Source organism: Variovorax sp. V118, from assembly GCF_041154445.1.
In the GTDB taxonomy this organism is placed as follows: Bacteria; Pseudomonadota; Gammaproteobacteria; order Burkholderiales; family Burkholderiaceae_C; genus Variovorax; species Variovorax boronicumulans.
The window spans coordinates 5,754,824-5,779,486 of sequence record NZ_AP028663.1 but is presented as its reverse complement, the minus strand read 5'-3'; the positions used below and the strand labels follow the sequence as shown (position 1 = coordinate 5,779,486).

Genomic DNA, 24,663 nt, shown 5'->3' with positions numbered 1-24,663 from the left:
CGGGGTCATGCCTTTGCCAGTGCGTGGTCGAGGGCCGCGCGAAGCTTCGCCGCCGTGGGGTGCCGCCAGCGCGCGCACACATGCTGGTCGGGCCGCAGCAGGTAGACGGTGCCGGGCTGCGCGTCGTAGCGCTGCGTGGCGAGTTCGGCGTCGGCGCCGGTGCCTTCCACGCGCACGACGTGCAGCGCGAGGTCGCTGCTCTTCAGCGCCTGCAGGCTGCGCTCGGCGGCGTCGCCGGTGCCGAACACCAGCGCGGTGAAGCGCGCCACATGGCATTCGCGCAGCAGCCAGCCGGTGCTGCCGTCGGCGCGCCGCACAGGCGCATCGGCCGCGGCGGCGCCGGGCACCATCGCGCCGACGAAGGTGTCGGCGTCGGGTGTGTTGAGCGGCGAGTCGCGCAGCACCGTGGCCACCGACAGCCGTCCGCTGTTGACCAGCGAGCGGGCGAAGGCGTGGCGCTTGGTCAGCTCGAGCACCGCGTCGCGGAAGAGGCGGCTCACCTCGCTCTTGGGCGTGATGAAGTCGGTGGCGCGCGTCGAATTGCGGATGTTCTCGTCGGCCGCGTACTCGCGTTCGCTGGCGTAGCTGTCGAGCAGCGCGTCGGGCGCGTCGCCGGCCAGCACGGCCGCGAGCTTCCACGCAAGGTTGTCTGCGTCCTGCACGCCCGAGTTGGCGCCGCGCGCGCCGAAGGGCGACACGCCGTGCGCCGAGTCGCCCGCGAACAGCACGCGGCCGTGGCGGAAGCGCTCCATGCGCTGGCAGGCGAAGGTGTAGACGCTGGCCCAGCCGATCTGGAACTGCACGCCTTCGAAACCGATGCTGTCCAGCAGCGCGCGCACGCGCGGCGTGATGCGCTCGGGCTTGCGCTCTTCCACCGGGTCGGCGTCCCAGCCGAGCTGGAAGTCGACGCGCCACATGCCGTCGGCCTGCTTGTGCAGCAGCACGCTCTGGCCGGGGTGGAACGAGGGGTCGAACCAGAAGCGGCGCTCGGTGGGCAGCTGCGCGTCCATGGTGATGTCGGCGATCAGGAAGCGGTCGCGGAACACGCGGCCCTTGGCTTCCTGCCCCAGCATCTGGCGCAGGTTGGAGCGGGAGCCGTCGCAGGCGGCGACGTAGCCGGCCTGCAGGCGGTACTCGCCCTCGGGCGTTTCGACCGTGAGCACTGCGCCATCCTCGCCTTGCTCGATGCCGGTGACCTTGTTGTTCCAGCGCAGGTCGATCAGCGGCAAGGCCGCGGCGCGTTCGACGAGGTAGCCCTCGACGTAGTACTGCTGCAGGTTGATGAAGGCCGGGCGCTCGTGGCCGGGCTCGGGCAGCAGGTCGAAGCGGTAGACCTGCTCGTCATGGAAGAACACCTTGCCGACGTTCCACGACACGCCCTTGTCCACCATGCGGTCGCCGCAGCCGAGGCGGTCGAACACCTCGAGCGTGCGCTTGGCGAAGCAGATCGCGCGCGATCCGCTGGACAGGCTGTTGTCGTTGTCGAGCAGCACCACGGGAATTTGCCGCAGGGCGAGGTCGATGGCGAGCGTGAGGCCCACCGGGCCGGCGCCCACGACCACCACGGGGTGGCGGGCGGGCGCGGCGGCGTCCTGGTCGGCGTGGCGGGTGTAGTCGAAGCGCAGGCTTTGATAGTCGATCACGTGGTGTCTCCGTGTCCTTGTCGTTTCCGTCGCCTTCCCCGCGCGGGGGAAGGTCGCGGCGCGATCAGCCTTCCAGGGCCTTCCACATGTCGATGTCGCGCTGGGCCGTCCACACGCGCGGGTCGGCGTGGCCCGAGGCCTCGTCGTAGGCGCGGCTCACGTCGAAGGGCATGCAGTGGTCGAAGATCACCCACTGCTGGTACTTGGGCTGCAGCTTCGCGTAGGTTTCCTTGTAGACCGCGTTCAGGTCGCGCCCGGCCTTCACGCCTTCCTGCACGCTGGCGTACACGTCGGAAATGAAGGCCCGCGTGCCGTTCAGGCCCTCGGCCACGGCTTCGGGCGTGGTCAGCGCGGCGCCGCGGCCCGGCACCAGGGCGAGGGGCTTCAGGGCGGCGATGTTGTCCAGCGTCTGCGGCCAGTCCTGGAAGTAGGCGTCGCCGGCGTACGGCGTGGCGCCGAACTCGACCAGGTCGCCCGACAGCAGCGCACGCTCCTGGGGCAGCCAGACGACCGTGTCGCCCTTGGTGTGGCCGCGGCCCAGCTGCAGCAGCTGCACTTCGAGCTTGCCCAGCCACAGCGTCATCTTGCCGGTGAAGGTCATGGTGGGCCAGGTCAGGCCCGGGGGCACCGTCTCCACGTTCTGGAACAGGCGCGGGAAGCGGCCGATTTCGCTGGCCTTGTCTTCCTCGCCGCGCTCCACGATCAGGTCGCGCGTGTCCTGGCTGGCCAGGATGTGTTCGGCGCCGTAGCCCGCCGCGCCCAGCACGCGCACTGCGTGGTAGTGGGTGAGCACCACGTACTTGATGGGCTTGTCGGTCACTTCGCGGATGCGGCGCACCACGTCGGCGGCCATGGCGGGCGTGGCCTGGGTATCGGCCACCAGCACGCAGTCGTCGCCGATGATGATCCCGGTGTTGGGGTCGCCCTCGGCCGTGTAGGCCCAGGCGTGCTCCGAGATCTGGCTGAAGGTGATCTTCTTTTCTTCCAGGTCGGCCTGGCTGGCGAATTTCTTGGCTTGGCTCATCGTGTGTCTCCGGTGGGGTGGTTTTGGGATTCGCCTGATTCGTTTAAGGCGAACGAGTTTGCAGATAACGAATGCGCGGAGTGTAAGCCCGAGATCAGTTCATGTCTAATGCCTTCTTCATGAACGAACAACCAGACGGCAAGGCGGCCATGGCAGCGACTGACACCGACCGCGCCCAGCGCGGCATCCAGAGCATCGAAGTCGGCGGGCAGCTGCTGCGCGCGCTGGTGCACCACGGCCGCCCGATGGCGCTCAAAGACCTTGCCCGCGAAGCGGACATGACGGCCGCCAAGGCCCACCCGTACATGGTGAGCTTCGGCCGGCTGGGCCTCATCGAGCAGGACCGCGCCAGCGGCCACTATCTGCTCGGCCCGCTGGCCTTGCAACTGGGGCTGATCAGCCTGCAGCAGGCCGACCCGGTGCACATCGCCACGCCGCTGATCGGCCAGCTCGCGCAGCAGATCGGCCACACCGTGGCGCTGGCCGTGTGGGGCGCGCGCGGCGCGACCATCGTGCGCACGGCCGAGTCGCCCTCGCCGGTGCACGTGAACATGCGCCACGGCACGGTGTTCTCGCTCACCAACACGGCCTCGGGCCGCGTCTTTGCCGCCTACCTCGACCCGGCGGTGGTGCGCGCGCAGCTCGAGGACGAGCGCCAGCGCCAGAAGCAGCGCAAGGGCGCCGCCGAGCCCGCGCCGCCGGCCGGCATGCCGCCGGTGCAACCGCTGCCCTCGTGGAGCGACTTCGAGCGCCAGTGCCAGGAAGTGCGCGACCACGGCATCAGCCGCTCCGACGGCGAGGTGATCGAGGGCGTGAGCGCCATGGCCGCGCCCGTGTTCGACCACACCGGCGCCATCGTGCTGGCCGTGACCGCCATCGGCCCGGCCGGCATCTTCCACACCGCCTGGGACGGCGAGATCGCGCGCGCGCTCAAGGCCTGCGCGGGCACGGTGTCGCAGCGCCTGGGCGCGAGCGCCACCGGCGCCGTGGTGCCCTCTGTTTCCGATCGATGACCCTGTTTTCTTCCGCCTTGTCTTCTTTCTCTTCTTCCGACGACCTCGCGCTGCGCATCGACCGCACCGTGGCGCTGCTGCGCGGCGCGCGTCGCATCGTGGTCTTCTCGGGCGCGGGGCTGTCCAAGGCCTCGGGCATTCCGACCTACCGCGACGCCGACGGCCTGTGGATGAGCCAGAACGCGCTCAAGTTCTCGCATGCCGACGACCTCGCGCGCGACCCCGGCGACTTCACGAAGTTCTGGGCCCAGCGCTTGGCGCTGATCGAGGCTGCGTCGCCCAACCCCGGCCACCTCGCGCTCGCGCAGTTGCAGCGGCTGCGCCCTGCGACCCGGCTCATCACGCAGAACGTCGACGGCCTGCTCGGCAAGGCCGGCGGGCAGGACGTGCTGGAGTTGCACGGCTCGCTGCGCCGCTGGCGCTGCGACCACTGCGGCAACCGCAGCGGCCCCTGGCCGTTCCACCGCTGCCTGCGCTGCGGCTCGCACGCGCGGCCCGACGTGGTCATGTTCGGCGAGATGCTGAACGCCGGCGTGCTGCTCGACGCCCAAGTGGCGGCGCAGGAGTCCGACCTGTTCCTGGTGGTCGGCAGCACCACCATCGTCTACCCGGCGGCCGAGCTGCCCAAGCTGGCGATGGCGCGCGGGGCCCGGCTGGTCACGCTGAACATCGAGCCGTTGCCGCACTTGGACGATGCGGCGGCGGTGGTGTTGCGGGGGGCGTCGGAAGACCTGTTGCCGAAGTTGGTCGCCGGGATGGCCGGCGACTGAAGCGCTAGCCGGCCCGCATCTTCTCGCGCAGCACGCGCCAGCGCGCGAGGCTTTCGGCAGGCCAGTAATCCTTGCGGTCGTAGTACTCGTGCACCGCCGCTGCGCCGGCCGGCAGCACCACCCACGGCTGCTTGGACATCGTGAAGATGTGCAGGTCCGGCGGCAGCCGGTCGGGCGTGTCGAGCGTGCCCACGCGGATGAAGCTCACGGCGTCGCCGGCGCCCGCGTAGTGGCTCCACAGCGCGACATGGCAGGCCGGGCAGCGCGCGTATTTCTGGCCACGCCCGCTGGCCGAGGGCGTGAGCACCAGATCGACAGTGCCCTGCAGCACCTGCACATGCTCGGGTTCGATGAGCGCGTTGAGCGCGAAGGACGAGCCCGTCTCGCGCTGGCACCAGCGGCAGTGGCAGCAGTGCACGAAGAGCGGCGGGGCGTTCAGGCGGTAGCGCACCTGCCGGCAGGTGCAGCCGCCTTCCAGCGGCACGAAGGCGTCGGCCATGGCGGTGGTCGGGCGCTCAGCCCTTCTTGCCACCCAGCAGCACCAGCGCGCCGCCCACCACGATCGCCGCCACGCCGGCCCAGGCCGGGATGTTGACGGTCTGTTTTTCCTTCACCGAGAACTCCAGCGGGCCCAGCTTGGCCTGATGCGTTTCCTTGGTGAAGCTGAAGCCGCCCAGGCCGAGCCCGGCGATGCCGGCCACGACCAGCAGGATGCCGACGATGCGCGTTGCGTTCATGGGACGGGTCTCCTCAGGGTTGGTTGGAATGAAAAGCCGTTCAGCGCCGCGGCGCCGCCGTGCGCGGCTGCGGCGGCTCCTGCTGCTGCAGCTGGTCGACCCACTGCACGACCTCGGCCATGGCCGCGTCGCTCGCCGCGATGAGCGCCTTCACGCCGCCGGGCGCGTCGGCGCTGGCGGCGGGACGGCGCACGGTGAAGGTCCGCTGGCCCATCACGCGGTCGCCGCCCGTGGCGGTGCGGACCAGTGTGGCGCGCAGGCGCACCAGGCCCGTGCTGCTCGCGGGCGCGTCGAAGTAGTGGCTGAACTCGTCGAGCGAGATGCGCAGCGTGTCGGGCACGATGCCCTCGGTGCGCGCGAGCGTCGCGCTTTCTTCGGGGCCGAGCACGGTGCGGCGCTCGGCCAGCGTGTCGCGCAGCCGCTGGCGCAGCAGCTGCGCGGGCGGCAGGCTCCAGCGCGACTGGCCGTAGGGGCGCAGCTCGTTGGCGTCGGCATAGCCCAGGCGGTACAGGATCTGCGTGCCGTCCAGGCGCGTGTTGCTGTCGAACTCCGCGAGGGACAGCGCCGGCAGCGCGGTGGCCGGCGCGGCAGCGGTGGCAGGTGCCGTGGCCGAAAGGCCGGGGCCGAAGTCGTACAGCGTGGCGCGCGCCGGCTTGTCGGGCAGCATGCCGCAGCCGGCGACCAGCAGCACACAGCCGAGGCTGGCGAGGGCGGGGAGGGTGTTCTTCATGCGCATGGTGTGTCTGCTCCCGGTCAGTGGCGTGCGGCGGGCGCGACGAAGCCGGGCTCGCCCGGGCCCGCGGCGGCGCCGCCATTGCCGAACAGCAGCGATTGCGGGTTGTCGTTGATGCTGTCGGCCGCGCGGCCCAGGCGGCGCACCGCGTGGGCGGTGTCGTCGGCCACGCGGTTCACGCGCGGCAGGGTGGCGGCGTTGAACGAGTCGACCGCCTGCGCCAGCGCCTTGGTGCCCTCGCTCAGGCGCTCGACCGGGCCGTCGGGTGCGTTGAGCCGGCCCACGGTGGAGTTGAAGTTGTTGGCCACGCGCGAGACGTCGCCGGCCGCCTTCTTCACCGTCGACAGCGTTTCGGGCATGGCGGCCAGCGTCGGGTTCAGGCCGGTCTTGACGGTGTTGTCGAGCTGCTTGAGCAGCGTGTTGGCGCTGGCCGAGGCGGCCGCGATGTTCTCCAGCGCGTCGGCCACGCGCTTCTGGTTGGCGTCGGCCAGCAGCGCGTTGGCGCGCTTGGTCACTTCTTCCACCTGGTCGATGATTTCCTCGCCGCGGTCCTGCAGCTTCGCGAGCATCGAGGGCTTGAGCGGAATGCGCGGCGGGTTGTCGTTGTTCGGCTTGAGCGCGACGGTCGATTCGCCTTCGTCGTCCAGCGCGATGAAGGCCAGGCCGGTCACGCCCTGGTAGCTCAGCGTGGCGAAGCTGGAGGTGGTGAGCGGCACGCGCTCGTCGACCGTGATGCGCACGCGCACGTTGCCCTTGGTCTTGGGGTCGAAGTCGATCGAGGTCACCTTGCCGACCGAGATGCCGCGGTAGCGCACCTGGGCCTGCGGCTGCAGGCCGCTCACGGCGTCGCGGGTGGAGAGTTCGTAGACGTTGCGCACGGTGTTGTCGCGCGTGAACCAGACCACCAGCGCGACGAGCGCGGCGATCAGGCCGAGCACGAAGGCGCCGGCGGCGAGGGCATGGGCCTTGTTTTCCATGAGGGGACCTACCTTTCTTCAGCGCGCGCGGCCTCGGGCTGCGGCGCGGGTGGTGCTTTGCCGGCGGCGGGCTTGTCGTGCAGCGCCTCCAGGGCGCGCTGGCCGCGCCCGCCGAGAAAGTATTCGTGGATGAAGGGATGCGGGTAGGCGATGACTTCGCGCGCCGTGCCGCTCACGATCACCTTCTGGTCGGCCAGCACCGCGATGCGGGTGCTCAGGTCGAACAGGGTGTCCAGGTCGTGCGTGACCATCACGACCGTCAGGCCCAGCTCGCGGTGCAGGCCGCGCAGCAGGTCGCAGAAACTGTCCGACGCTTCGGGGTCGAGGCCGGCCGTGGGCTCATCGAGCAGCAGCAGCGGCGGGTCCATGATGAGCGCGCGCGCCAGCGCCACGCGCTTGATCATGCCGCCCGACAGGTCCGACGGGCTCTTGTTCGCATGCTGCGGCTCCAGCCCCACCATCTGCAGCTTCACGAGCGCGGCGTTGCGGATCAGCTCGTCGGGCAGCAGCTTGAGTTCGCGCAGCGGAAAGGCGATGTTCTCCAGCACGCTGAAGGCCGAGAACAGCGCACCGTGCTGGAACAGCATGCCCACGTTGGCCGCACCGGCCGCGCTGAGTTCGCCCGGCGCCCGGCCCAGCACCTCGACCGCGCCCTTCGTGGGTTTCTGCAGCCCGAGAATCTGCCGCAGCAGCACCGTCTTGCCGGTGCCCGAGCCGCCGACCAGCGACAGCACCTCGCCGCGGTCGAGGTGCAGGTCGAGGTCGCGGTGCACCACCTGTTCGCCATCGGGGCTCTTGAACACGGTCCAGAGCTTGCGGATGTCGACCACGGTGTTCGACGGGGATGTCGCGGCGGCGTTCATCCGCGGAATCCTATGCCCTTGAAGAGCACTGCGAAGAGCGCGTCGACCAGGATCACCGCGGTGATCGAGGTCACGACCGACGACGTGGTGCCGCGCCCCAGGCTCTCGGTGTTGGGCTTGACCTTCATGCCGAAGTAGCAGCCGATCAGCGCGATCAGCACGCCGAACACCGCCGACTTGGCCAGGGCCAGCCAGAGGTTGGAGATGGGCACCGCGCGCGGCAATGCCGACAGGAAATACGACGGCGAGATGCCCAGCGCGGCGTCGGCCGCGAGCATGCCGCCGGCCAGCGCCGCCATCGAGGTCCACAGGCTGATCAGCGGCATCGCGATGGCCAGCGCCAGCACGCGCGGCATCACGAGACGGAAGCCGTGCGGGATGCCCATGACGCGCATCGCGTCGAGCTCCTCGGTGACGCGCATCACGCCGATCTGCGCCGTGATCGCCGAGCCCGAGCGGCCCGCGATCAGCACGGCGGCCAGCACCGGCCCGAGCTCGCGGATCAGCGACAGCCCGAGGATGTTCACCACGAAGGCCTCGGCGCCGTAGTTGCGCAGCTGCTGGGAGATCAGGTACGCCAGCACCACGCCGATCAAGAGGCCGACCAGCGCCGTGATGTGCAGCGCCGTGGCGCCGAACTGATAGAGGTGGCCCGAGAAGTCGCGCCACGGCGCGCGGTGCGGCGCGCGCGCCAGCGTGCACAGGTCGAGCGCGAGCTGGCCGATGAGGCCCACGAAGTCGCGCAGCACGACCATCGCGCGCGGGCCGTGGTGGGCCAGTGCGTGCAGCCGGTCGCTCAGCGACTTGGGCGGCTCGTCGGGCGTGGCCACCGTGAACTTCGCCACCTGGTCGAGCACCGCCTGGTGCTGCGGCGACAGCTCGATCGTGGCCGGCCAGGCCTGGCGCCAGTGTTCCCACAGCAGCTGGGCGCCGATGTGGTCGAGCTGGCCGATGGGGCGCAGGTCCCAGGCCCGGTCGTCCGCGGGCGGCAGCGCCGCGAGGTCCTTGGCCAGCGCCTCCCAGGCCGGGCGCGTCGACATCGCCAGCGTGGTCCAGCAACCGCTGGCCACGGCCCAGGTGCGGCCGTCCACGTCCTGCGTCTGCGCGCGCGGCGGCGCGAAGGCGTCGTCGGTGGCGGGGGCGTCAGCGGGCGACGGGGTGGGCGACATGGGCAAAGGTGCGGGACAAAACGTAAACAAAGGTTCAGGTGAGAGGGCGCATCGTAACCGCGTGCATCCGGGGCTTGTGTGCGTCTGGCCCTTCGTTTGCGTAGGGCCAGACGCCGTTTTTTTCAGGAACCCTTCAGCTCCAGGCGCGGGCCAGCGCGTTCCATGCGCTGGCGATCACGGGCTCGTCGCGCCGCGCGGCCAGCGAGACGAAACGCAGCGCGCAATCCAGCCGCACGCGGTCGGCCAGCACGAGGCCGTGCGCCTGGCTTTCGCGGATCGCGATCGAGTCGCGCACCAGGCTCAGGCCGACGCCCGACTTCAGCAGGTCGAGCATCGAGGCTTCCTGGTCAACCAGCGCCACGCGCCGGGGCGCCAGGCCGAGCGGGCCGAACACGCGTTCCAGCAAACGGTGGTGCGCCGACTCGGGCGGCGTGGCGAGCCAGGGCAGGGCGGCCAGCGCCTTCCAGTCGCGCCCCAGCACCTGCGGGCCCCAGCCGGCCGGCGCGACCACGCGGTAGCTGAAGCGGGTGAGCGTGCGCACCGCCAGCGGCGCCGGTGCGGCGGTGTCGGGTTCGTCGCCGGGGTCGAGGTGAAAGCCCACGTCGAGCTCGCCGCGCAGCACCTGCGCCAGCACGCTGCCGCTCATGCCGTGGCGCAGCTCGGTCTCGATCTGCGGCGCGGCCTCGACCAGCTCGCGCAGGAACACGCCGAGGCGCGTGAATTCGGGGTCGAGGATGGTGCCGATGCGCAGCGCCCCGCGCACCGTGACCTGCAGGTTGCGCGCGGCCTGCTGCAGGTCGCCCACGGCTGCCAGCACGCGCTCGGCCTGCGGCAGCATGGCCGCGCCGTCGGCCGTGAGCGCCAGCCCGTGCGGCGTGCGGGTGAACAGCACCAGCCCGGTTTCTTCCGCGAAACGCTTGAGCTGCAGGCTCACCGCGGGCTGCGTCAGGTGCAGCTTTTCGGCGGCGCGCGAGACGTTGCCCTCGCGCGCCGCCAGGATGAAGGCGCGCAGAATCTGGAGGTCCATCGATGACGTAGTCATATAAGACTGATTTATAGCGCCATCGACGCGAATTCATTGGCTTTCTCTTCGTGGATTGGGCCAAATTGCCTTCAGGAGACCCGCACATGTCCATCAGCACCCGAAATATCGACCACCACATCGCCGGCGCCCCCGCCGCCAACACCTCCGGCCGCACGCAGGACGTGACCAACCCCGCCACCGGCGCCGTCACCGGCAAGGTCGGCCTGGCCGATGCCGCGCAGGTGGCCGCCGCCGTGGCCGCCGCCCAAGCCGCGTTCCCGGCCTGGGCCGACACGCCGCCGATCCGCCGGGCGCGCGTGATGTTCAAGTTCCTGGAGCTGCTCAACCAGCACAAGGACGAGCTCGCCCACCTCATCACCGCCGAGCACGGCAAGGTGTTCACCGACGCGCAGGGCGAAGTGAGCCGCGGCATCGACATCGTCGAGTTCGCCTGCGGCATTCCGCAGCTGCTCAAGGGCGACTTCACCGACCAGGTGAGCACCGGCATCGACAACTGGACCTTGCGCCAGCCGCTGGGCGTGGTCGCGGGCATCACGCCCTTCAACTTCCCGGTGATGGTGCCGATGTGGATGTTCCCGGTGGCCATTGCTGCGGGCAACACCTTCGTGCTCAAGCCCAGCCCGACCGACCCGAGCCCGTCGCTGCTGATGGCCGAGCTGCTCAAGAAGGCCGGCCTGCCCGACGGCGTGTTCAACGTGGTGCAGGGCGACAAGGCCGCGGTCGACGCGCTGCTGGAGCACCCCGACGTCAAGGCGATCAGCTTCGTGGGCTCCACGCCCATCGCCAACTACATCTACGAAACCGGCGCGCGCCACGGCAAGCGCGTGCAGGCGCTGGGCGGTGCGAAGAACCACATGGTCGTCATGCCCGACGCCGACATCGACCAGGCGGTCGATGCGCTGATCGGTGCCGGCTACGGCTCGGCCGGCGAGCGCTGCATGGCGATCAGCGTCGCGGTGCTGGTGGGCGACGTGGCCGACCGGCTGCTGCCCAAGCTCATCGAACGCACCAAGACGCTGAAGGTGCTCGATGGCGAGAACCTCGCGGCCGAGATGGGCCCGATCGTCACGCGCGCCGCGCACGAGCGCATCACCGGCTACATCGCGCAGGGCGAGAAGGAAGGCGCGAAGCTGCTGGTCGACGGCCGCAGCTTCGACGGCAACAAGGCCGGCGAAGGTTGCGGCGACGGCTTCTGGATGGGCGGCACGCTGTTCGACCACGTCACGCCCGAGATGCGCATCTACAAGGAAGAGATCTTCGGCCCCGTGCTGGGCTGCCTGCGCGTCGCGACCTTCAAGGAAGCCGTCGACCTCATCAACGCCCACGAGTTCGGCAACGGCGTGAGCTGCTTCACGCGCGACGGCAACGTGGCGCGCGAGTTCGGCCGCCGCATCCAGGTCGGCATGGTCGGCATCAACGTGCCGATCCCGGTGCCGATGGCCTGGCACGGCTTCGGCGGCTGGAAGAAGAGCCTGTTCGGCGACATGCACGCGTATGGCGAAGAGGGCGTGCGCTTCTACACGAAGCAGAAGTCGATCATGCAGCGCTGGCCCGAGAGCATCGGCAAGGGCGCAGAGTTCGTGATGCCGACAGCGAAGTAAAGGTAAAAGGGGGCGCCGCACGCGCGGCGCTTCGCATCCGAAGAACAACGAGAGACAAAAAGCCAGCCGCCATGAGCGACACCACCTTCGACTACATCATCATCGGCGCCGGCACCGCCGGCTCGCTCATCGCCAACCGCCTGAGCGCCGACAAGACCAAGCGCGTGCTGCTCATCGAGGCCGGCCGCAAGGACGACTACCACTGGATTCACATTCCGGTGGGCTACCTGTATTGCATCGGCAACCCGCGCACCGACTGGCTCTACAACACCGAGCCCGACGCGGGCCTCAACGGCCGCACGCTGCGCTATCCGCGCGGCAAGACGCTGGGCGGCTGCTCCAGCATCAACGGCATGATCTACATGCGCGGCCAGTCGCGCGACTACGAGCACTGGGCTGAGCTCACGGGCGACGAGGGCTGGCGCTGGGAGAACGTGCTGCCGGCCTTTCGCAAGCACGAAGACTTCTACCTGGGCGCCGACGAGATGCACGGCGCGGGCGGCGAGTGGCGTGTCGAGAAACAGCGGCTGCGCTGGGACATCCTCGATGCGTTTGCTGACGCGGCCGTGCAGGCCGGCGTGCCGCACGCCGCCGACTTCAACCGCGGCAGCAACGAAGGCGTGGGTTACTTCCAGGTCAACCAGAAGAACGGCTGGCGCTGGAACACCGCCAAGGCCTTCCTGCGGCCCACCTGCTACGGCCGCCCCAACTTCGAACTGTGGACCGGCGCGCAGGTGTCGCGCCTGCTGTTCGAGACGCTGCCCGACGGCACGAAACGCTGCACCGGCGCGCAGGTGTGGGACGGCACCGAGATGACCACGGCGCATGCCGAGTGCGAAGTGATCCTGAGCGCGGGCGCCATCGGCTCGCCGCAGATCCTGCAGCTGTCGGGCGTCGGCCCGGCCGAGCTGCTGCGCCAGCACGGCATCGAGGTGGCGCTGGACGCGCCCGGCGTCGGCGCCAACCTGCAGGACCACCTGCAGATCCGCGCGGTCTACAAGATCGAGGGCGCGCCCACGCTCAACGTGCTGGCCTCGTCGCTGGTCGGCAAGGCGAAGATCGGCCTCGAATACCTGCTGAAACGCAGCGGCCCGATGAGCATGGCGCCGTCGCAGCTGGGCGCCTTCACGCGCAGCTCGCCCGACCGCGCGTGGCCCAACATCCAGTACCACGTGCAGCCGCTGTCGCTCGATGCCTTCGGCGAGCCGCTGCACAGCTTCCCGGCCTTCACCGCGAGCGTGTGCAACCTGAACCCGACGAGCCGGGGCTCGGTGCGCATCAAGAGCGCGCGTTTCGAAGACGCGCCCGCCATCGCGCCCAACTACCTGAGCACCGAGGAAGACCGCAAGGTCGCGGCCGATTCGCTGCGCGTGACGCGCCGCATCGCGCAGCAGCCCGCGCTCGCCAAGTACAAGCCGCAGGAGTGGAAGCCCGGCGTGCAGTACCAGACCGACGAAGACCTCGCGCGGCTGGCCGGCGACATCGCCACCACCATCTTCCACCCGGTCGGCACCACCAAGATGGGCGCCGACGGCGACCCGATGGCGGTGCTCGATGCGCGCCTGCGCGTGCGCGGCGTGCGCGGCCTGCGCGTGGTCGATGCGGGCGCGATGCCCACCATCACGAGCGGCAACACCAACAGTCCGACGCTGATGATGGCGGAGAAGACGGCGGGCTGGATTCTGGAAGACAACCGCAACCGCTGAGGCGGCTTCAGCGGCGCGGCTTGGCGCCGCGCTGGGTGTCAGCCGCCAGGCGCGCCTTCGCGCCTTCGCGCATGAGGTCCACGCCGACCTCGAACATCGCATCGGGGCCGGCCTTGCGGTAGCTGGCGAAGGCCTCGGCCAGCAGCGGGCGCGAGGCCGCGGCGGCATTGAGCGCCTGCTGCCGGATTTCCGCATCGGGCGGTGCCGCCTGCTCCTCCAGCCCACGGCGCAGGGCTGGCCGGCGCCGTGCGCTATCTGCTGTGCCTGCCGGTGATGCTGTGCAGGTCGCCTGCGGCGGAGGGCTAGCTCTCGAAGAACGCCAGCTTGCGCGCGCGAGGCAGCGCCTTGAGCGCGATCTCCGCCCGCAGCGCGGCGCCCTTGTCGGGGTACTGGCGTGCCGCCAGCACGCGCTGCGGCGGACGCGCGCGCGTGAACTTGGCGCCCAGCCCGAAGACATGCTGGAAGAAGCGCTGCTCCACGTCGAGCGCGATGCCCGCGTAGTACACGCCGCCTTCGCATTCCAGCAGGTAGAGCCAATAGGGTGGGGGCGGCGAGGGATCGGGCGGTTTTCGGGGCACGCGCGCATTGTGCGGGCAGGCGCTTATCGTGCGTCGAACGAAGGTGTCACCACGAAGTTCATTCGCAAAACGCACCAAGTCCTTCCAATTTTTCGCTAGGCAAGGGCGCGGGTTTCGCACATATTGGCCCGTTCCTGCTGTCGCATTTCTTCTTCTGTCCTTCCTTCTCCCTGGAGCGTCCATGCCAGAAGCCCAGACCCCCGTGTCCCTCCCCGCCGAGGTCGACCAACTGCTGCATCGCCTGGGCGTGCCCCGCACCGCCCACACCCGCGGCGACCTCACGGTGCGCTCGCCGGTCAGCGGCGAGGTGATCGCGCAGGTGCCGCAGACCACGGCCGTGGAAGCCACCGGCGCCATCGGCCGCGCGCACGAGGCCTTCAAGGTCTGGCGCAATGTGCCGGCACCGCGCCGTGGCGAGCTGGTGCGGCTGCTGGGCGAAGAACTGCGCGCCGCCAAGCGCGACCTGGGCCGCCTCGTCACGCTGGAGGCCGGCAAGATCCCGTCCGAAGGCGCGGGCGAGGTGCAGGAAATGATCGACATCTGCGACTTCGCGGTCGGCCTCTCGCGCCAGCTCTACGGCCTCACGCTGGCCACCGAACGCGCCGAGCACCGGATGATGGAAACCTGGCATCCGCTGGGTGTGTGCGGGGTGATCTCGGCCTTCAACTTCCCGGTGGCCGTGTGGTCGTGGAACGCAGCGCTCGCGCTGGTGTGCGGCGACCCGGTGGTGTGGAAGCCGTCCGAGAAGACGCCGCTCACCGCGCTGGCCGTGCACGCCATCGCGCAGCGTGCCATCGAACGCTTCGGCGATGCGCCCGAAGGCCTGCTCGGCCTGCTGCTGGGCCCGCGCGACATCGGCGAAGTGCTGGTCGACGACCCCCGCGTGCCGATCCTCTCGGCCACCGGCTCCACGGCGATGGGCCGGCAGGTCGGCCCGAAGCTGGCGGCGCGCTTCGCCCGCGCGATCCTCGAACTGGGCGGCAACAACGCCGCCATCGTCACGCCCTCGGCTGACCTCGATCTCACGCTGCGCGGCATCGCCTTCGCGGCCATGGGCACGGCGGGCCAGCGCTGCACCACGCTGCGGCGCCTGTTCGTGCACGAGAGCGTGTACGACCAGCTGGTGCCCAAGCTCGTGAAGGTCTACGGCAACGTGCAGGTGGGCGACCCGCGCGAGGCCGGCACGCTGGTCGGTCCGCTGATCGACCGCGCCGCCTTCGACGGCATGCAGAAGGCCCTGAACGAAAGCCGCGAGACCGGCGCCACGGTGCACGGCGGCCAGCGCGTCGAGGGCATCGGCACGCAGGACGCGTTCTATGTGCGCCCCGCGCTGGTGGAGCTGACGTCGCACGCCGGCCCCGTGCTGCGCGAGACCTTCGCGCCCATCCTCTACGTGGTGCGCTACAGCTCGCTCGACGAAGCCATCGAATGGCACAACGCGGTGGGCGCGGGCCTGTCGTCGTCGATCTTCACGCTCAATGTGCGCGAGGCCGAGCGCTTCATGTCCAGCGCGGGTTCGGACTGCGGCATCGCCAACGTCAACATCGGCCCGAGCGGCGCCGAGATCGGCGGCGCCTTCGGCGGCGAGAAGGAAACCGGCGGCGGGCGCGAAGCGGGCTCGGACAGCTGGAAGGCCTACATGCGCCGCGCGACCAACACCATCAACTACTCGACGGCATTGCCCTTGGCTCAAGGCGTGACCTTCGACATCGGCGACTGAGCAACCCCGGCCCGTGGTGCCTGCCGCGCGGCATGTCGCCGCAGCGGCCAGGCAGCGGCCGCACCTATCCCCCCAGAAAAACCACCAGGAGACAACGAAGATGAAGATGCAACTGAAGACCCTCGCCACCGCCGCGCTGCTCGCGCTCGCCTTCGGCACCACCGCCACCGCGCAGCAGGCGCCCACCGGCGGCACGCTCGACAAGATCAAGGCGAGCGGCAAGGTCGTGCTCGGCGTGCGCGAAGCCTCGCCGCCCATGGCCTACATGCTGGGCGCGGGCGAGAAGTACGTGGGCTACCACGTCGAACTCTGCGAGCGCGTGCTGAAGGACATCACGCCCAATGCCAAGCTCGAGTACATGGCCGTGACCGCGCAGAACACCATCCCGCTGGTGCAGAACGGCACGCTGGACATCGGCTGCGGCCCCACCACCAACAACACCGCGCGCCAGCAGCAGGTGGCCTTCGCGCTCACCACGTACGTGAGCGAAGTGCGCATGGCGACCAAGGTCGACTCGGGCATCACCACGCTCGACCAGCTCGCGGGCCGCAACGTGTCGGCCTCGACCGGCACCACCGCCGTGCAGCTGCTGCGCAAGCGCGAGCGCGCGCAGAACGTCTCGTACAACACCATGCTCGGCAAGGACCACCTGGAGAGCTTCCTGCTGATGGAGTCGGGCCGCGCCGATGCCTTCGTGCTCGACGACAACCTGCTCGCCGGCATCATCGCGAACTCGAAGAACCCCACGGCCTACCGCATCACCGGCGAGGCGCTGGGCTCGGAGCCGATCGCGCTGCTGTTCCGCAAGGACGATCCGGCCTTCAAGGCGGCGGTCGACGATTCGCTGCGCAAGCTCATGAAGAGCGGCGAGCTCGAGAAGATCTACACCAAGTGGTTCGTGGCCGCGATCCCGCCGAAGAACACCAGCCTCAACCTGCCGATGAGCCCCGCGCTCAAGCAGCTCGTGCTCGAACCCAACGACAAGCCACTGGAGGCCTACGCCAAGTGACAGACGCAGCCGTGTTCTCGCCGGCGCAACGTGTGCGCGCCATCCAGGTCTCGGAGATCCTGCGCATCACCGACCATGCGCAGGCGCTCAAGCGCGCCGGCCGCCCGGTGATCGTGCTGGGCGCGGGCGAGCCCGACTTCGACACGCCCGAGAACATCCGGCATGCGGCCTCGCAGGCCATTGCGCGCGGCGACACGCGCTACACGGTGCTCGACGGCAGCCCGGCGATGAAAGCGGCGGTGCAGCTGAAGTTCAAGCGCGACAACGCGCTGGACTTCGCGCTCGACGAGATCAGCGTGAGCGCGGGCGCCAAGCAGGTGATCTTCAATGCACTGATGGCGAGCCTGAACCCGGGCGACGAAGTGATCCTGCCCGCGCCGTACTGGACTTCGTACGCCGACATCGTGCAGATCTGCGGCGGCGTGCCGGTGTCGGTGGCGTGCGGCGAGGAGAACGGCTTTCGGCTGACGGCAGCGCAGCTTCAGGCGGCCATCACGCCGCGCACGCGCTGGCTGTTTCTCAACTCGCCGTCGAACCCGAGCGGTGCGGCCTACAGCGCGGCGCAGCTGAAACCGATCACCGACGTGCTGCTCGACAACCCCCATGTCTGGGTGCTCGCGGACGACATCTACGAGCACATCCTCTATGACGGCCTCGCGTTCGCAACGCCGGTGGCCGTGGAGCCGCGCTTGCGCGAACGCACGCTCACGGTGAACGGCGTGTCGAAGGCCTATGCGATGACCGGCTGGCGCGTCGGCTACGGCGCAGGGCCGCGCCCGCTGATCGCCGCGATGGCCGTGGTGCAGAGCCAGTCGACCTCGTGCCCGTCGTCGGTGAGCCAGGCCGCGGCGATCGAGGCGCTCACCGGGCCGCAGGGCATCGTCGCCGAGCGCTGCGCATCCTTTCAACAGCGCCGCGATGTCGTCGTGGCCGCGCTCAACCGCACGCCAGGCCTGCATTGCCGCGTGCCCGAGGGCGCCTTCTACACCTTCGCAAGTTGCGCCGGCGTGCTCGGCAAGCGCACCGCCGCCGGCGCGCTGCTGCAGGCCGACAGCGACTTCTGCCGCTACCTGCTGCAGGACTTCGAGGTGGCGGTGGTGCCGGGCAGCGTGTTCGGGCTCGCGCCGTATTTCCGCATCTCGTATGCGACGTCGATGGCGCAGCTCGAAGAGGCGTGCGCGCGCATCGCCGCCGCCTGCGCCGCGCTCTCCTGACCTTTCCTCTTCATTCCACTGGAACCCTCATGACTTCCTCCCGCACCGGCGGCCAGATCCTGGTCGACCAGCTCATCACCCACGGCGTCAAGCAGCTCTTCTGCGTGCCCGGCGAAAGCTTCCTGGCAGTGCTCGACGCGCTGCACGACGCATCGATCGACGTGACGGTGTGCCGGCAGGAAGGCGGCGCGACGATGATGGCCGAGGCGCAGGGCAAGCTCACGGGCCAGCCCGGCATCTGCTTCGTCACGCGCGGCCCCGGCGCCACCAACGCGGCGGCCGGCGTGCACATCGCGCACCAGGATTCGACGCCGCTCCTGCTGTTCGTCGGCCAGGTCGCGCGCGACGCGATGGGCCGCGAAGCCTTCCAGGAGCTGGACTACGGCGCGGTTTTCGGCACGATGGCCAAGTGGGTCGTGCAGATCGACGACCCGGCGCGCGTGCCCGAGCTGGTGTCGCGCGCCTTCCATGTCGCGACCTCGGGCCGGCCCGGTCCGGTGGTGATCGCGCTGCCCGAAGACATGCTGACCGAGGCCGCCGTGGTGGCCGATGCGCTGCCGTATGCCGTCACCGAAACGCATCCGGGCGCGGCGCAGATCGCCGAGCTGCAGCAGCGCCTGTCGCAGGCGCAGCGGCCGGTCGTCATCCTGGGCGGCAGCCGCTGGTCGGAAGCCGCGACGCAGCAGTTCGCCAAGTTCGCCGAGGCGCATGCGCTGCCCGTGTACTGCTCGTTCCGCCGCCAGATGCTGATGTCTGCAGAGCACCCCTGCTACGCGGGCGACCTGGGGCTCGGCGCCAACCCGCGCATGCTGGCGCGCATCCGCGATGCGGACCTCGTGCTGCTGGTCGGCGGGCGCTTGTCGGAAGTGCCGTCGCAAGGCTATGAGCTGTTCGCGATCCCGCAGCCGAAGCAGGCGCTGGTGCATGTGCACGCCGATGCCGACGAGCTCGGCAAGCTCTATCGCCCGACGCAGGGCATCCACGCCACGCCGCAGGCGTTTGCCGAAGCGGTGTCCGCGTTGCGTCCGGCGTCACCGCCCGTGTGGCAGGCCGAGACGAAGACCGCGCGCGAAGACTTCCTGCGCTGGAGCGACCCGGCCGCGATCCGCATCCCCGGTCCGCTGCAGATGGGCGAGGTCATGCAGCACCTGCGCGAGGTGCTGCCGGCCGACACCATCTTCTGCAACGGCGCGGGCAACTTCGCGACCTGGGTGCACCGCTTCTGGCCGTTCCGCGCGTTCGCGAGCCAGCTCGCGCCGACCAGCGGCTCGATGGGCTACGGCCTGCCCGCCGGCGTCGGTGCCAAGCGGCTGTGGCCCGAACGCGAGGTGGTCGTGTTCGCGGGCGACGGCGACTTCATGATGCACGGCCAGGAGTTCGCGACCGCCGTGCAGTACGGCCTGCCGATCCTCGTGGTGCTGCTGGACAACGGCATGTACGGCACGATCCGCATGCACCAGGAAAAGCACTACCCCGGCCGCATCAGCGCCACGCAGCTGAAGAACCCGGACTTCCGCGGCTACGCCGAGGTGTTCGGCGGGCACGGCGAACGCGTGACCACGACGGAAGAATTCGGCCCGGCACTCGCGCGTGCGCGCGCCAGCGGCAAGCCGGCGATCCTGCATTGCCTGCTGGACCCGGAGGCGATCACGCCCGCGAGCACGTTGCAGTCGATCCGCAAGGCGGCGCTGGCCGCGAACTGAGGCGTCGTCAGCGCAGGCCGCCGACATAGCGCGGCGGCGGCGTGGGCGGCAGGCCGTCGGGCTGGCGCGCCGCCAGCCGCGCGGCGCGGGCCAGCGGCTCCATGGCCTGCTCGAGCCGCGTGGCGAGCTGGTCGAGTTCGTCGTCCTTCGTCTCGGCGGCGTGCTGGCGCGTCATGCGCACGATCTCGGCGGCGTACTCGGCGTTGGTGGCCATCCATTCGGTGTCGGTCACGCGCCCGTGCTTTCGCCGCAGTGCCACGTGAAGGCGTGCTGCAAGCGCGATGCGTTCGCTTTCGGACATGGATGGCATGGCGTCTCCCTCGGGTGGTCAGGCTCCCAGGTGTTCACGATGCTGAGCAAGATCGAGGCCCACCAGTTCGCTCTCGGGGTCGACGCGCAATCCGACCAGCACATGCACCAGGAACAACACGATGGCCGTGCCCGCCGCGCTGTAGATCGCCACGCTGGCGACCGCGATCGCCTGTGTCAGCACATTGCCCGTCGCGCCCGAGATGCGCGGGTCGGCGAAGACGCCAGTGAGCAGCGCACCCACGATGCCGCCGATGCCGTGCACGCCGAACACGTCGAGCGAGTCGTCCGCACCGAGCAGGTGCTTCAGGCCCGTGGCGCCCCAGTAGCAGGCCAGCCCGGCGATGGCGCCGATGGCCAGTGCCGACAGCGGCGTGACGAAGCCGGCCGCCGGCGTGATCGCCACCAGCCCGGCCACGAGGCCGGAGCACAGGCCCAAGAGCGAGGGGCTGCGGCGCACGATCCATTCGCCGACCATCCAGCTCATGGCGCCGGCCGCCGCCGCGATGTGCGTCACCAGCATCGCCAGGCCCGCGCGCCCGTCGGCCGCCACCGCCGAGCCCGCATTGAAGCCGAACCAGCCCACCCACAGCAGGCCCGCGCCCGTCATGGTGAGCGCCAGGCTGTAGGGCTCGAAGGCCTCGCGCCCGTAGCCCCGGCGCGGCCCGAGCGCATAGGCGCACACCAGCCCCGCGATGCCCGCGTTGACGTGCACCACCGAGCCGCCCGCGAAGTCGAGCGCACCCATCTGCGCGAGCCAGCCGCCCGGCTCCCACACCCAGTGCGCGACCGGCGCGTACACGAGCAGGCTCCACAGCAGCGCGAACCACAGCAGCGCCGAGAAGCGCATGCGCTCGACAAAGGCGCCGAGCACCAGCGCGGTGGTGATGATCGCGAAGCTCAGCTGGAACATGGCGTAGACCGACTCCGGCACGTTCGGCGCCACGTGGCTCACGGCCACCTGGCCGGCCTCCTTCAGGTACTCGAAGCCCGAAAAACCGATGCGCGAGAGCTTGCCCAGCCAGGGCCAGCCGGGCGTGAAGGCCAGCGAGTAGCCGAGCGCGAACCAGGTCAGCGAGACCACCGCGGCGATCGCCACCACCCCGGCCATGGTCGCCAGCACGTTCTTGCGCCGCACCATGCCGGCATAGAAGAGCGCGATGCCGGGCAGCGTCATCAACAGCACCAGCGCGGTCGAGGTCATCATCCAGGCGGTGTCGGCCGCGTTCAGGGAGGCTTGGGGTGCCAGCAGGGCCATGACCGTTTCTTCTTGGAGTGGTGGACAGAAGGCCTGTGTGCACGAGTCATGCCATCTTGTTAACTGACTGAAACACTTTGGTTTCCCAACCGGAGGGTCGAAGTAACACGAAGCGGGTAATTCCTAATGCACCGGGCGGGTGCGCGCTTGCACAATCTGCGCACTCGCGACGGGCCCTGCTCGTACTGCCGAGGGTCCGAGGAGACAAGCTTCCGATCGATCAACAAGAACATTCTTCAAAGGCTCCGTACGAGATGCCTGTCTGATATTTGAAAAGCGCCGCTGGTCGGCGCTTTTTTTTGCCTGTTCGCAGCGCGAATGCAGGCGCTTTCCTCCAAGCCAAACAAGCCTCCTGGCCAGCCGGTACCGGCCACCACAGCTATCGTTTCGATAGCGATTCCGGTGAGACAATCGCCCGCATGGAAATGCTGGTGGTCACGGGCGCCTCACTGCTCGCGGGTTTTATCGATGCGATCGTGGGCGGCGGCGGGTTGATCCTGGTGCCGGCCCTCTTTGCGGTGTTTCCGGGCGCGCCGCCCGCCACGCTGCTGGGCACCAACAAGAGCGCGTCCATCTGGGGCACGGCGGCCTCGGCGGCCCAGTTCAGCCAGCGGGTGCAGATGCGCTGGGGCGCGATGTGGCCGGCCGCGCTGCTGGGCTTCGGCGGCTCGATGCTCGGCGCCTGGACCGTCACGGTCTTCCCGGGCGACTTCCTGCGCCGGGCGCTGCCGGTCATCCTGCTGGGCGTGCTGATCTACACGCTGGCGCGCAAGGACATGGGCCGGCTGCACGCGCCGCGCTTCAGCGGCCGCGCCGAGACGCTGGCGGCCAGCACCATCGGCCTGACCATCGGTTTCTACGACGGCTTCTTCGGGCCGGGCACGGGCAGCTTCCTGGTGTTCCTGTTCGTGCGCTGGATGGGCTACGACTTCCTCAACGCCTCGGCCTCGGCCAAGGTCATCAACACGCTGACCAACGCCGCCGCGCTGATCCTGCTGGCCGCCAAGGGCCACGTCTGGTGGCACTACGGGCTGGTGATGGCCGTGGCCAACGTGGCCGGCAGCCTGGTCGGCACGCGCGTGGCGCTGAAGCATGGGGCGGGCTTCGTGCGGATCGTGTTCATCGTGGTGGTGAGTGCGCTGATCCTGAAGACGGCTTACGACGCGTTCTTCAAATGATCGTCGGCCCGAGCGGTCGTTGATCGGCCGCAAGCGCAGAGCGTGCCCTCGTGCGCAGGGCACTGGGTGCTCCCCGCAGCGAAATCAAGGGGGAGGCCGCAGGCCGGAGGACATTCGCGGAGGGGAGTACCCGGTGTCCTGTGCACGCGCCCTGAACGCCCCCCTCCGCAGAAAACAAAAAAGCCCCACGCGGGGGCTTTCTTGCAAGTGAGCTAAAGGAACCGTCAGTCCTCGACAAACGCCTCTTCGCGTTTCGCCTTGATCGCCGGCAACAGCACGATGGCCAGCAGCAGCGCCGCAGCGATCAGCAGGCCCGCCGACAGCGGCCGCGTGACGAACACGCTCCACGCGCCGCGCGACAGCAGCAGCGCGCGCCGCAGGTTCTCTTCCATCATCGGCCCGAGGATGAAGCCCAGCAGCAGCGGGGCCGGCTCGGTGCGCAGCTTCAGGAACAGGTAGCCGATGAAGCCGAAGATCGCCACCATCCACACGTCGAAGGTGTTGTTGTTGGTCGAGTACACGCCGATCGCGCAGAACAGCACGATCGCCGGGAACAGGAACTTGTAGGGCACCGTCAGCAGCTTGATCCACATGCCGATCAGTGGCAGGTTCAGGATGATCAGCATCGCGTTGCCGATCCACATCGAGGCGATCAGGCCCCAGAAGAGCTCCGGGTTGCTGGTCATCACCTGCGGGCCGGGCTGGATGTTGTGGATCGTCATCGCGCCCACCATCAGCGCCATCACCGCGTTGGGCGGAATGCCCAGCGTCAAGAGCGGAATGAAGGAGGTCTGCGCGCCGGCGTTGTTGGCCGACTCGGGCGAGGCCACGCCGCGGATGTTGCCCTTGCCGAAGGCGACTTCGCCCGGGCGCATCTTGATCTTCTTCTCCAGCGCGTAGGCCGCAAAGGCCGCCAGCAGTGCACCGCCGCCGGGCAGGATGCCCAGGGCCGAGCCCAGCGCCGTGCCGCGCAGCACGGCGGGTGTCATGCGCTTGAAGTCGTCCTTGGTGGGCCACAGGCCCTTGACCTTGTGCGTGAACACCTCGCGCTCGTCGTCGGGCTGCGAGAGGTTGCCGATGATTTCGCCGTAGCCGAACACGCCCATGGCGATCACCACGAAGCCGATGCCGTCGGTGAGCTCGGGAATGTCGAAGCTGAAGCGCGCCACGCCCGAGTTCACGTCGGTGCCCACGATGCCCAGCAGCAGGCCCAGCACGATCATCGCCACCGCCTTGAGCAGCGAACCCGAGGCCAGCACCACCGCGCCAATCAGGCCCAGCACCATCAGCGAGAAGTACTCGGCCGGGCCGAACTTGAAGGCCAGCTCGGTCAGCGGCGGCGCGAAGGCCGCAAGAATCAACGTGCCGACGCAGCCCGCGAAGAACGAGCCCAGGCCGGCCGCGGCCAGCGCAGGGCCTGCGCGGCCCTGCCTTGCCATCTGGTAGCCGTCGATGCAGGTGACCACCGAGGACGACTCCCCGGGCAGGTTCACCAGGATGGCGGTGGTCGAGCCGCCGTACTGGGCGCCGTAGTAGATGCCGGCCAGCATGATCAGCGCCGACACGGGCGGCAGCGCGTAGGTGGCGGGCAGCAGCATCGCGATCGTCGCGACCGGGCCGATGCCCGGCAGCACGCCGATCAGCGTGCCCAGGATGCAGCCGACCAGGCAGTACAGCAGGTTGGTGAAGGTGAAGGCGACGCCGAAGCCGGTCGCCAGGTTGTGGAACAGTTCCATGGCGGTGTGCTCCTCAACCCGAAATGAACGTGGGCCAGACCTGGATCTGCAGCTTGAGCGCCCAGATGAAGGCCACATAGCTGCCGGCTGCCAGGATGGTTGCCAGCACCAGCACGTCGCGCAGCTTGAAGTGCTCGCCCGCCATGCTCGAGATGATCGTGAGCGCGTAGATCGCGATGATCATGCCCATCGCCGGCAGCCCGACGCTGGGCAGGCCGCCCAGCAGCACGCCGAAGGCCAGGTTGGCGCCGAGCACGAAGGCCAGCGGCTTCCAGGCCCATTTGCCGATCTTGTCGCCGTCGGCGCTCTCGACCACCATGGCCTGGAACATGATCAGCGCGCCCAGCAGCGCCAGCAGGATGCCCAGCATCAGCGGGAAGTACCCCGGCCCCATGCGGGCGCCGTCGCCGATGGTGTAGGTGGTGGCACCGATGGCGAACGCGCCACCGACGGCGGCGAACATGACTCCTGAGAAGAAGTCCGCCTGTCTCTTGATTTTCATTGTCTCGACCCTCTGTTTTCGAAGGGACGAGGGTCGTCGCCAGCGGCTGACCGTCGGCTGACCAGCGCGGTACGGACAAATGCTTACAGGGAAAGTACGGGACTGGCTCTCCCCCAGGCTTCGCGCACTTCGTGTCGCTGTTCCCCGAAGGGGGCGGGCGGGTTGTGGGGCCAGA

23 protein-coding genes are annotated in these 24,663 nt (G+C 69.4%); 9 read left to right on the top strand and 14 right to left on the bottom strand.

What is annotated here, in order from left to right:
- Positions 1–5: 5 nt before the first annotated feature.
- Entirely contained in the window at positions 6–1,643 is a 1,638-nt protein-coding gene (locus tag ACAM52_RS26780) for an FAD-dependent oxidoreductase (protein WP_369645043.1), read from the bottom strand.
- A gap of 64 nt (positions 1,644–1,707) precedes the next feature.
- A complete protein-coding gene (locus tag ACAM52_RS26775; RefSeq protein WP_062472733.1) occupies positions 1,708–2,667 on the bottom strand; it encodes an MBL fold metallo-hydrolase in 960 nt (319 codons plus the stop codon).
- Positions 2,668–2,816: 149 nt separating this feature from the next.
- Here ACAM52_RS26775 and ACAM52_RS26770 point away from each other — a divergent pair, with 149 nt between their 5' ends.
- Both ACAM52_RS26770 and ACAM52_RS26765 read left to right on the top strand, forming a co-directional pair.
- Complete coding sequence (locus tag ACAM52_RS26770) at positions 2,817–3,680, top strand: IclR family transcriptional regulator (protein WP_062472735.1); 864 nt, start codon at positions 2,817–2,819, stop codon at positions 3,678–3,680.
- Positions 3,677–4,450 (top strand): NAD-dependent deacetylase, encoded by a 774-nt coding sequence (locus ACAM52_RS26765; protein ID WP_369645042.1) that lies wholly within the window; start codon positions 3,677–3,679, stop codon positions 4,448–4,450. Before ACAM52_RS26770 ends, ACAM52_RS26765 begins: the two co-directional genes overlap by 4 nt.
- A 4-nt stretch (positions 4,451–4,454) precedes the next feature.
- Here the strand turns inward: ACAM52_RS26765 and ACAM52_RS26760 are convergent, their stop codons facing one another.
- The 7 genes from ACAM52_RS26760 to ACAM52_RS26730 form a co-directional block, all read right to left on the bottom strand.
- Complete coding sequence (locus ACAM52_RS26760) at positions 4,455–4,949, bottom strand: GFA family protein (protein ID WP_369645041.1); 495 nt, start codon at positions 4,947–4,949, stop codon at positions 4,455–4,457.
- A 16-nt stretch (positions 4,950–4,965) separates the two neighbouring features.
- Positions 4,966–5,187 carry a hypothetical protein gene (locus ACAM52_RS26755; RefSeq protein WP_062472741.1) on the bottom strand — a complete coding sequence of 74 codons (222 nt, stop codon included), beginning with the start codon at positions 5,185–5,187 and terminating at the stop codon, positions 4,966–4,968.
- Positions 5,188–5,227: 40 nt separating this feature from the next.
- Positions 5,228–5,923 (bottom strand): ABC-type transport auxiliary lipoprotein family protein, encoded by a 696-nt coding sequence (locus tag ACAM52_RS26750; protein WP_369645040.1) that lies wholly within the window; start codon positions 5,921–5,923, stop codon positions 5,228–5,230.
- Positions 5,924–5,940: 17 nt separating this feature from the next.
- A complete protein-coding gene (locus tag ACAM52_RS26745; RefSeq protein ID WP_369630928.1) occupies positions 5,941–6,897 on the bottom strand; it encodes an MlaD family protein in 957 nt (318 codons plus the stop codon).
- Positions 6,898–6,905: 8 nt separating this feature from the next.
- Positions 6,906–7,760, bottom strand: a complete 855-nt coding sequence (locus tag ACAM52_RS26740; protein ID WP_095949775.1) for an ABC transporter ATP-binding protein — start codon at positions 7,758–7,760, stop codon at positions 6,906–6,908.
- Positions 7,757–8,929 carry an ABC transporter permease gene (locus tag ACAM52_RS26735; protein WP_070063474.1) on the bottom strand — a complete coding sequence of 391 codons (1,173 nt, stop codon included), beginning with the start codon at positions 8,927–8,929 and terminating at the stop codon, positions 7,757–7,759. Before ACAM52_RS26735 ends, ACAM52_RS26740 begins: the two co-directional genes overlap by 4 nt.
- Positions 8,930–9,062: 133 nt before the next feature.
- Positions 9,063–9,971 (bottom strand): LysR family transcriptional regulator, encoded by a 909-nt coding sequence (locus ACAM52_RS26730; protein WP_369645039.1) that lies wholly within the window; start codon positions 9,969–9,971, stop codon positions 9,063–9,065.
- 86 nt (positions 9,972–10,057) lie between these two features.
- Between ACAM52_RS26730 and ACAM52_RS26725 the strand changes: the two genes are divergently transcribed.
- Both ACAM52_RS26725 and ACAM52_RS26720 read left to right on the top strand, forming a co-directional pair.
- Positions 10,058–11,575, top strand: a complete 1,518-nt coding sequence (locus ACAM52_RS26725; RefSeq protein ID WP_369645038.1) for a CoA-acylating methylmalonate-semialdehyde dehydrogenase — start codon at positions 10,058–10,060, stop codon at positions 11,573–11,575.
- A gap of 71 nt (positions 11,576–11,646) precedes the next feature.
- Positions 11,647–13,281, top strand: a complete 1,635-nt coding sequence (locus tag ACAM52_RS26720) for a GMC family oxidoreductase (RefSeq protein ID WP_369645037.1) — start codon at positions 11,647–11,649, stop codon at positions 13,279–13,281.
- A 302-nt stretch (positions 13,282–13,583) separates the two neighbouring features.
- On the opposite strand, the gene ACAM52_RS26715 is transcribed toward ACAM52_RS26720, so the two are convergent.
- Positions 13,584–13,859: a GIY-YIG nuclease family protein gene (locus tag ACAM52_RS26715; protein ID WP_159273524.1), complete on the bottom strand. Its 276-nt coding sequence runs from the start codon at positions 13,857–13,859 to the stop codon at positions 13,584–13,586.
- A 181-nt stretch (positions 13,860–14,040) separates the two neighbouring features.
- Here ACAM52_RS26715 and ACAM52_RS26710 point away from each other — a divergent pair, with 181 nt between their 5' ends.
- The 4 genes from ACAM52_RS26710 to ACAM52_RS26695 all read left to right on the top strand — a co-directional run bounded on the left by ACAM52_RS26710 (position 14,041) and on the right by ACAM52_RS26695 (position 19,505).
- A complete protein-coding gene (locus ACAM52_RS26710) occupies positions 14,041–15,579 on the top strand; it encodes an aldehyde dehydrogenase family protein (RefSeq protein WP_369645036.1) in 1,539 nt (512 codons plus the stop codon).
- A gap of 100 nt (positions 15,580–15,679) precedes the next feature.
- Positions 15,680–16,588, top strand: coding sequence for an amino acid ABC transporter substrate-binding protein (locus tag ACAM52_RS26705; RefSeq protein ID WP_062472764.1), 909 nt, complete (start codon positions 15,680–15,682; stop codon positions 16,586–16,588).
- Positions 16,585–17,802 carry a pyridoxal phosphate-dependent aminotransferase gene (locus ACAM52_RS26700; protein ID WP_369645035.1) on the top strand — a complete coding sequence of 406 codons (1,218 nt, stop codon included), beginning with the start codon at positions 16,585–16,587 and terminating at the stop codon, positions 17,800–17,802. The genes ACAM52_RS26705 and ACAM52_RS26700 overlap by 4 nt, the downstream gene beginning before the upstream one ends.
- A 29-nt stretch (positions 17,803–17,831) precedes the next feature.
- Positions 17,832–19,505, top strand: coding sequence for a thiamine pyrophosphate-binding protein (locus ACAM52_RS26695; protein WP_369645034.1), 1,674 nt, complete (start codon positions 17,832–17,834; stop codon positions 19,503–19,505).
- A 7-nt stretch (positions 19,506–19,512) separates the two neighbouring features.
- Here ACAM52_RS26695 and ACAM52_RS26690 read toward each other — a convergent pair whose 3' ends face one another.
- Both ACAM52_RS26690 and ACAM52_RS26685 read right to left on the bottom strand, forming a co-directional pair.
- Positions 19,513–19,815, bottom strand: a complete 303-nt coding sequence (locus ACAM52_RS26690) for a hypothetical protein (protein WP_082818034.1) — start codon at positions 19,813–19,815, stop codon at positions 19,513–19,515.
- 18 nt (positions 19,816–19,833) lie between these two features.
- Positions 19,834–21,072, bottom strand: coding sequence for an ammonium transporter (locus tag ACAM52_RS26685; RefSeq protein ID WP_369645033.1), 1,239 nt, complete (start codon positions 21,070–21,072; stop codon positions 19,834–19,836).
- A 419-nt stretch (positions 21,073–21,491) separates the two neighbouring features.
- On the opposite strand from ACAM52_RS26685, the gene ACAM52_RS26680 reads away from it, so the two are divergent.
- A complete protein-coding gene (locus ACAM52_RS26680) occupies positions 21,492–22,250 on the top strand; it encodes a sulfite exporter TauE/SafE family protein (protein WP_369645032.1) in 759 nt (252 codons plus the stop codon).
- A gap of 224 nt (positions 22,251–22,474) precedes the next feature.
- Here ACAM52_RS26680 and ACAM52_RS26675 read toward each other — a convergent pair whose 3' ends face one another.
- Positions 22,475–23,986, bottom strand: coding sequence for a tripartite tricarboxylate transporter permease (locus ACAM52_RS26675; protein ID WP_139703961.1), 1,512 nt, complete (start codon positions 23,984–23,986; stop codon positions 22,475–22,477).
- A 13-nt stretch (positions 23,987–23,999) separates the two neighbouring features.
- Positions 24,000–24,488 carry a tripartite tricarboxylate transporter TctB family protein gene (locus ACAM52_RS26670; protein WP_062472776.1) on the bottom strand — a complete coding sequence of 163 codons (489 nt, stop codon included), beginning with the start codon at positions 24,486–24,488 and terminating at the stop codon, positions 24,000–24,002.
- Positions 24,489–24,663: the final 175 nt, after the last annotated feature.

Bases quoted from the DNA above. Each gene is read 5' to 3' on its own strand.
- ACAM52_RS26775 (WP_062472733.1), bottom strand. From the start codon at position 2,667: ATGAGCCAAGCCAAGAAATTCGCCAGCCAGGCCGACCTGGAAGAAAAG.
- ACAM52_RS26770 (WP_062472735.1), top strand. From the start codon at position 2,817: ATGGCAGCGACTGACACCGACCGCGCCCAGCGCGGCATCCAGAGCATC.
- ACAM52_RS26765 (WP_369645042.1), top strand. From the start codon at position 3,677: ATGACCCTGTTTTCTTCCGCCTTGTCTTCTTTCTCTTCTTCCGACGAC.
- ACAM52_RS26760 (WP_369645041.1), bottom strand. From the start codon at position 4,949: ATGGCCGACGCCTTCGTGCCGCTGGAAGGCGGCTGCACCTGCCGGCAG.
- ACAM52_RS26755 (WP_062472741.1), bottom strand. From the start codon at position 5,187: ATGAACGCAACGCGCATCGTCGGCATCCTGCTGGTCGTGGCCGGCATC.
- ACAM52_RS26750 (WP_369645040.1), bottom strand. From the start codon at position 5,923: ATGCGCATGAAGAACACCCTCCCCGCCCTCGCCAGCCTCGGCTGTGTG.
- ACAM52_RS26745 (WP_369630928.1), bottom strand. From the start codon at position 6,897: ATGGAAAACAAGGCCCATGCCCTCGCCGCCGGCGCCTTCGTGCTCGGC.
- ACAM52_RS26740 (WP_095949775.1), bottom strand. From the start codon at position 7,760: ATGAACGCCGCCGCGACATCCCCGTCGAACACCGTGGTCGACATCCGC.
- ACAM52_RS26735 (WP_070063474.1), bottom strand. From the start codon at position 8,929: ATGTCGCCCACCCCGTCGCCCGCTGACGCCCCCGCCACCGACGACGCC.
- ACAM52_RS26730 (WP_369645039.1), bottom strand. From the start codon at position 9,971: ATGACTACGTCATCGATGGACCTCCAGATTCTGCGCGCCTTCATCCTG.
- ACAM52_RS26725 (WP_369645038.1), top strand. From the start codon at position 10,058: ATGTCCATCAGCACCCGAAATATCGACCACCACATCGCCGGCGCCCCC.
- ACAM52_RS26720 (WP_369645037.1), top strand. From the start codon at position 11,647: ATGAGCGACACCACCTTCGACTACATCATCATCGGCGCCGGCACCGCC.
- ACAM52_RS26710 (WP_369645036.1), top strand. From the start codon at position 14,041: ATGCCAGAAGCCCAGACCCCCGTGTCCCTCCCCGCCGAGGTCGACCAA.
- ACAM52_RS26705 (WP_062472764.1), top strand. From the start codon at position 15,680: ATGAAGATGCAACTGAAGACCCTCGCCACCGCCGCGCTGCTCGCGCTC.
- ACAM52_RS26695 (WP_369645034.1), top strand. From the start codon at position 17,832: ATGACTTCCTCCCGCACCGGCGGCCAGATCCTGGTCGACCAGCTCATC.
- ACAM52_RS26690 (WP_082818034.1), bottom strand. From the start codon at position 19,815: ATGCCATCCATGTCCGAAAGCGAACGCATCGCGCTTGCAGCACGCCTT.
- ACAM52_RS26685 (WP_369645033.1), bottom strand. From the start codon at position 21,072: ATGGCCCTGCTGGCACCCCAAGCCTCCCTGAACGCGGCCGACACCGCC.
- ACAM52_RS26680 (WP_369645032.1), top strand. From the start codon at position 21,492: ATGGAAATGCTGGTGGTCACGGGCGCCTCACTGCTCGCGGGTTTTATC.
- ACAM52_RS26675 (WP_139703961.1), bottom strand. From the start codon at position 23,986: ATGGAACTGTTCCACAACCTGGCGACCGGCTTCGGCGTCGCCTTCACC.
- ACAM52_RS26670 (WP_062472776.1), bottom strand. From the start codon at position 24,488: ATGAAAATCAAGAGACAGGCGGACTTCTTCTCAGGAGTCATGTTCGCC.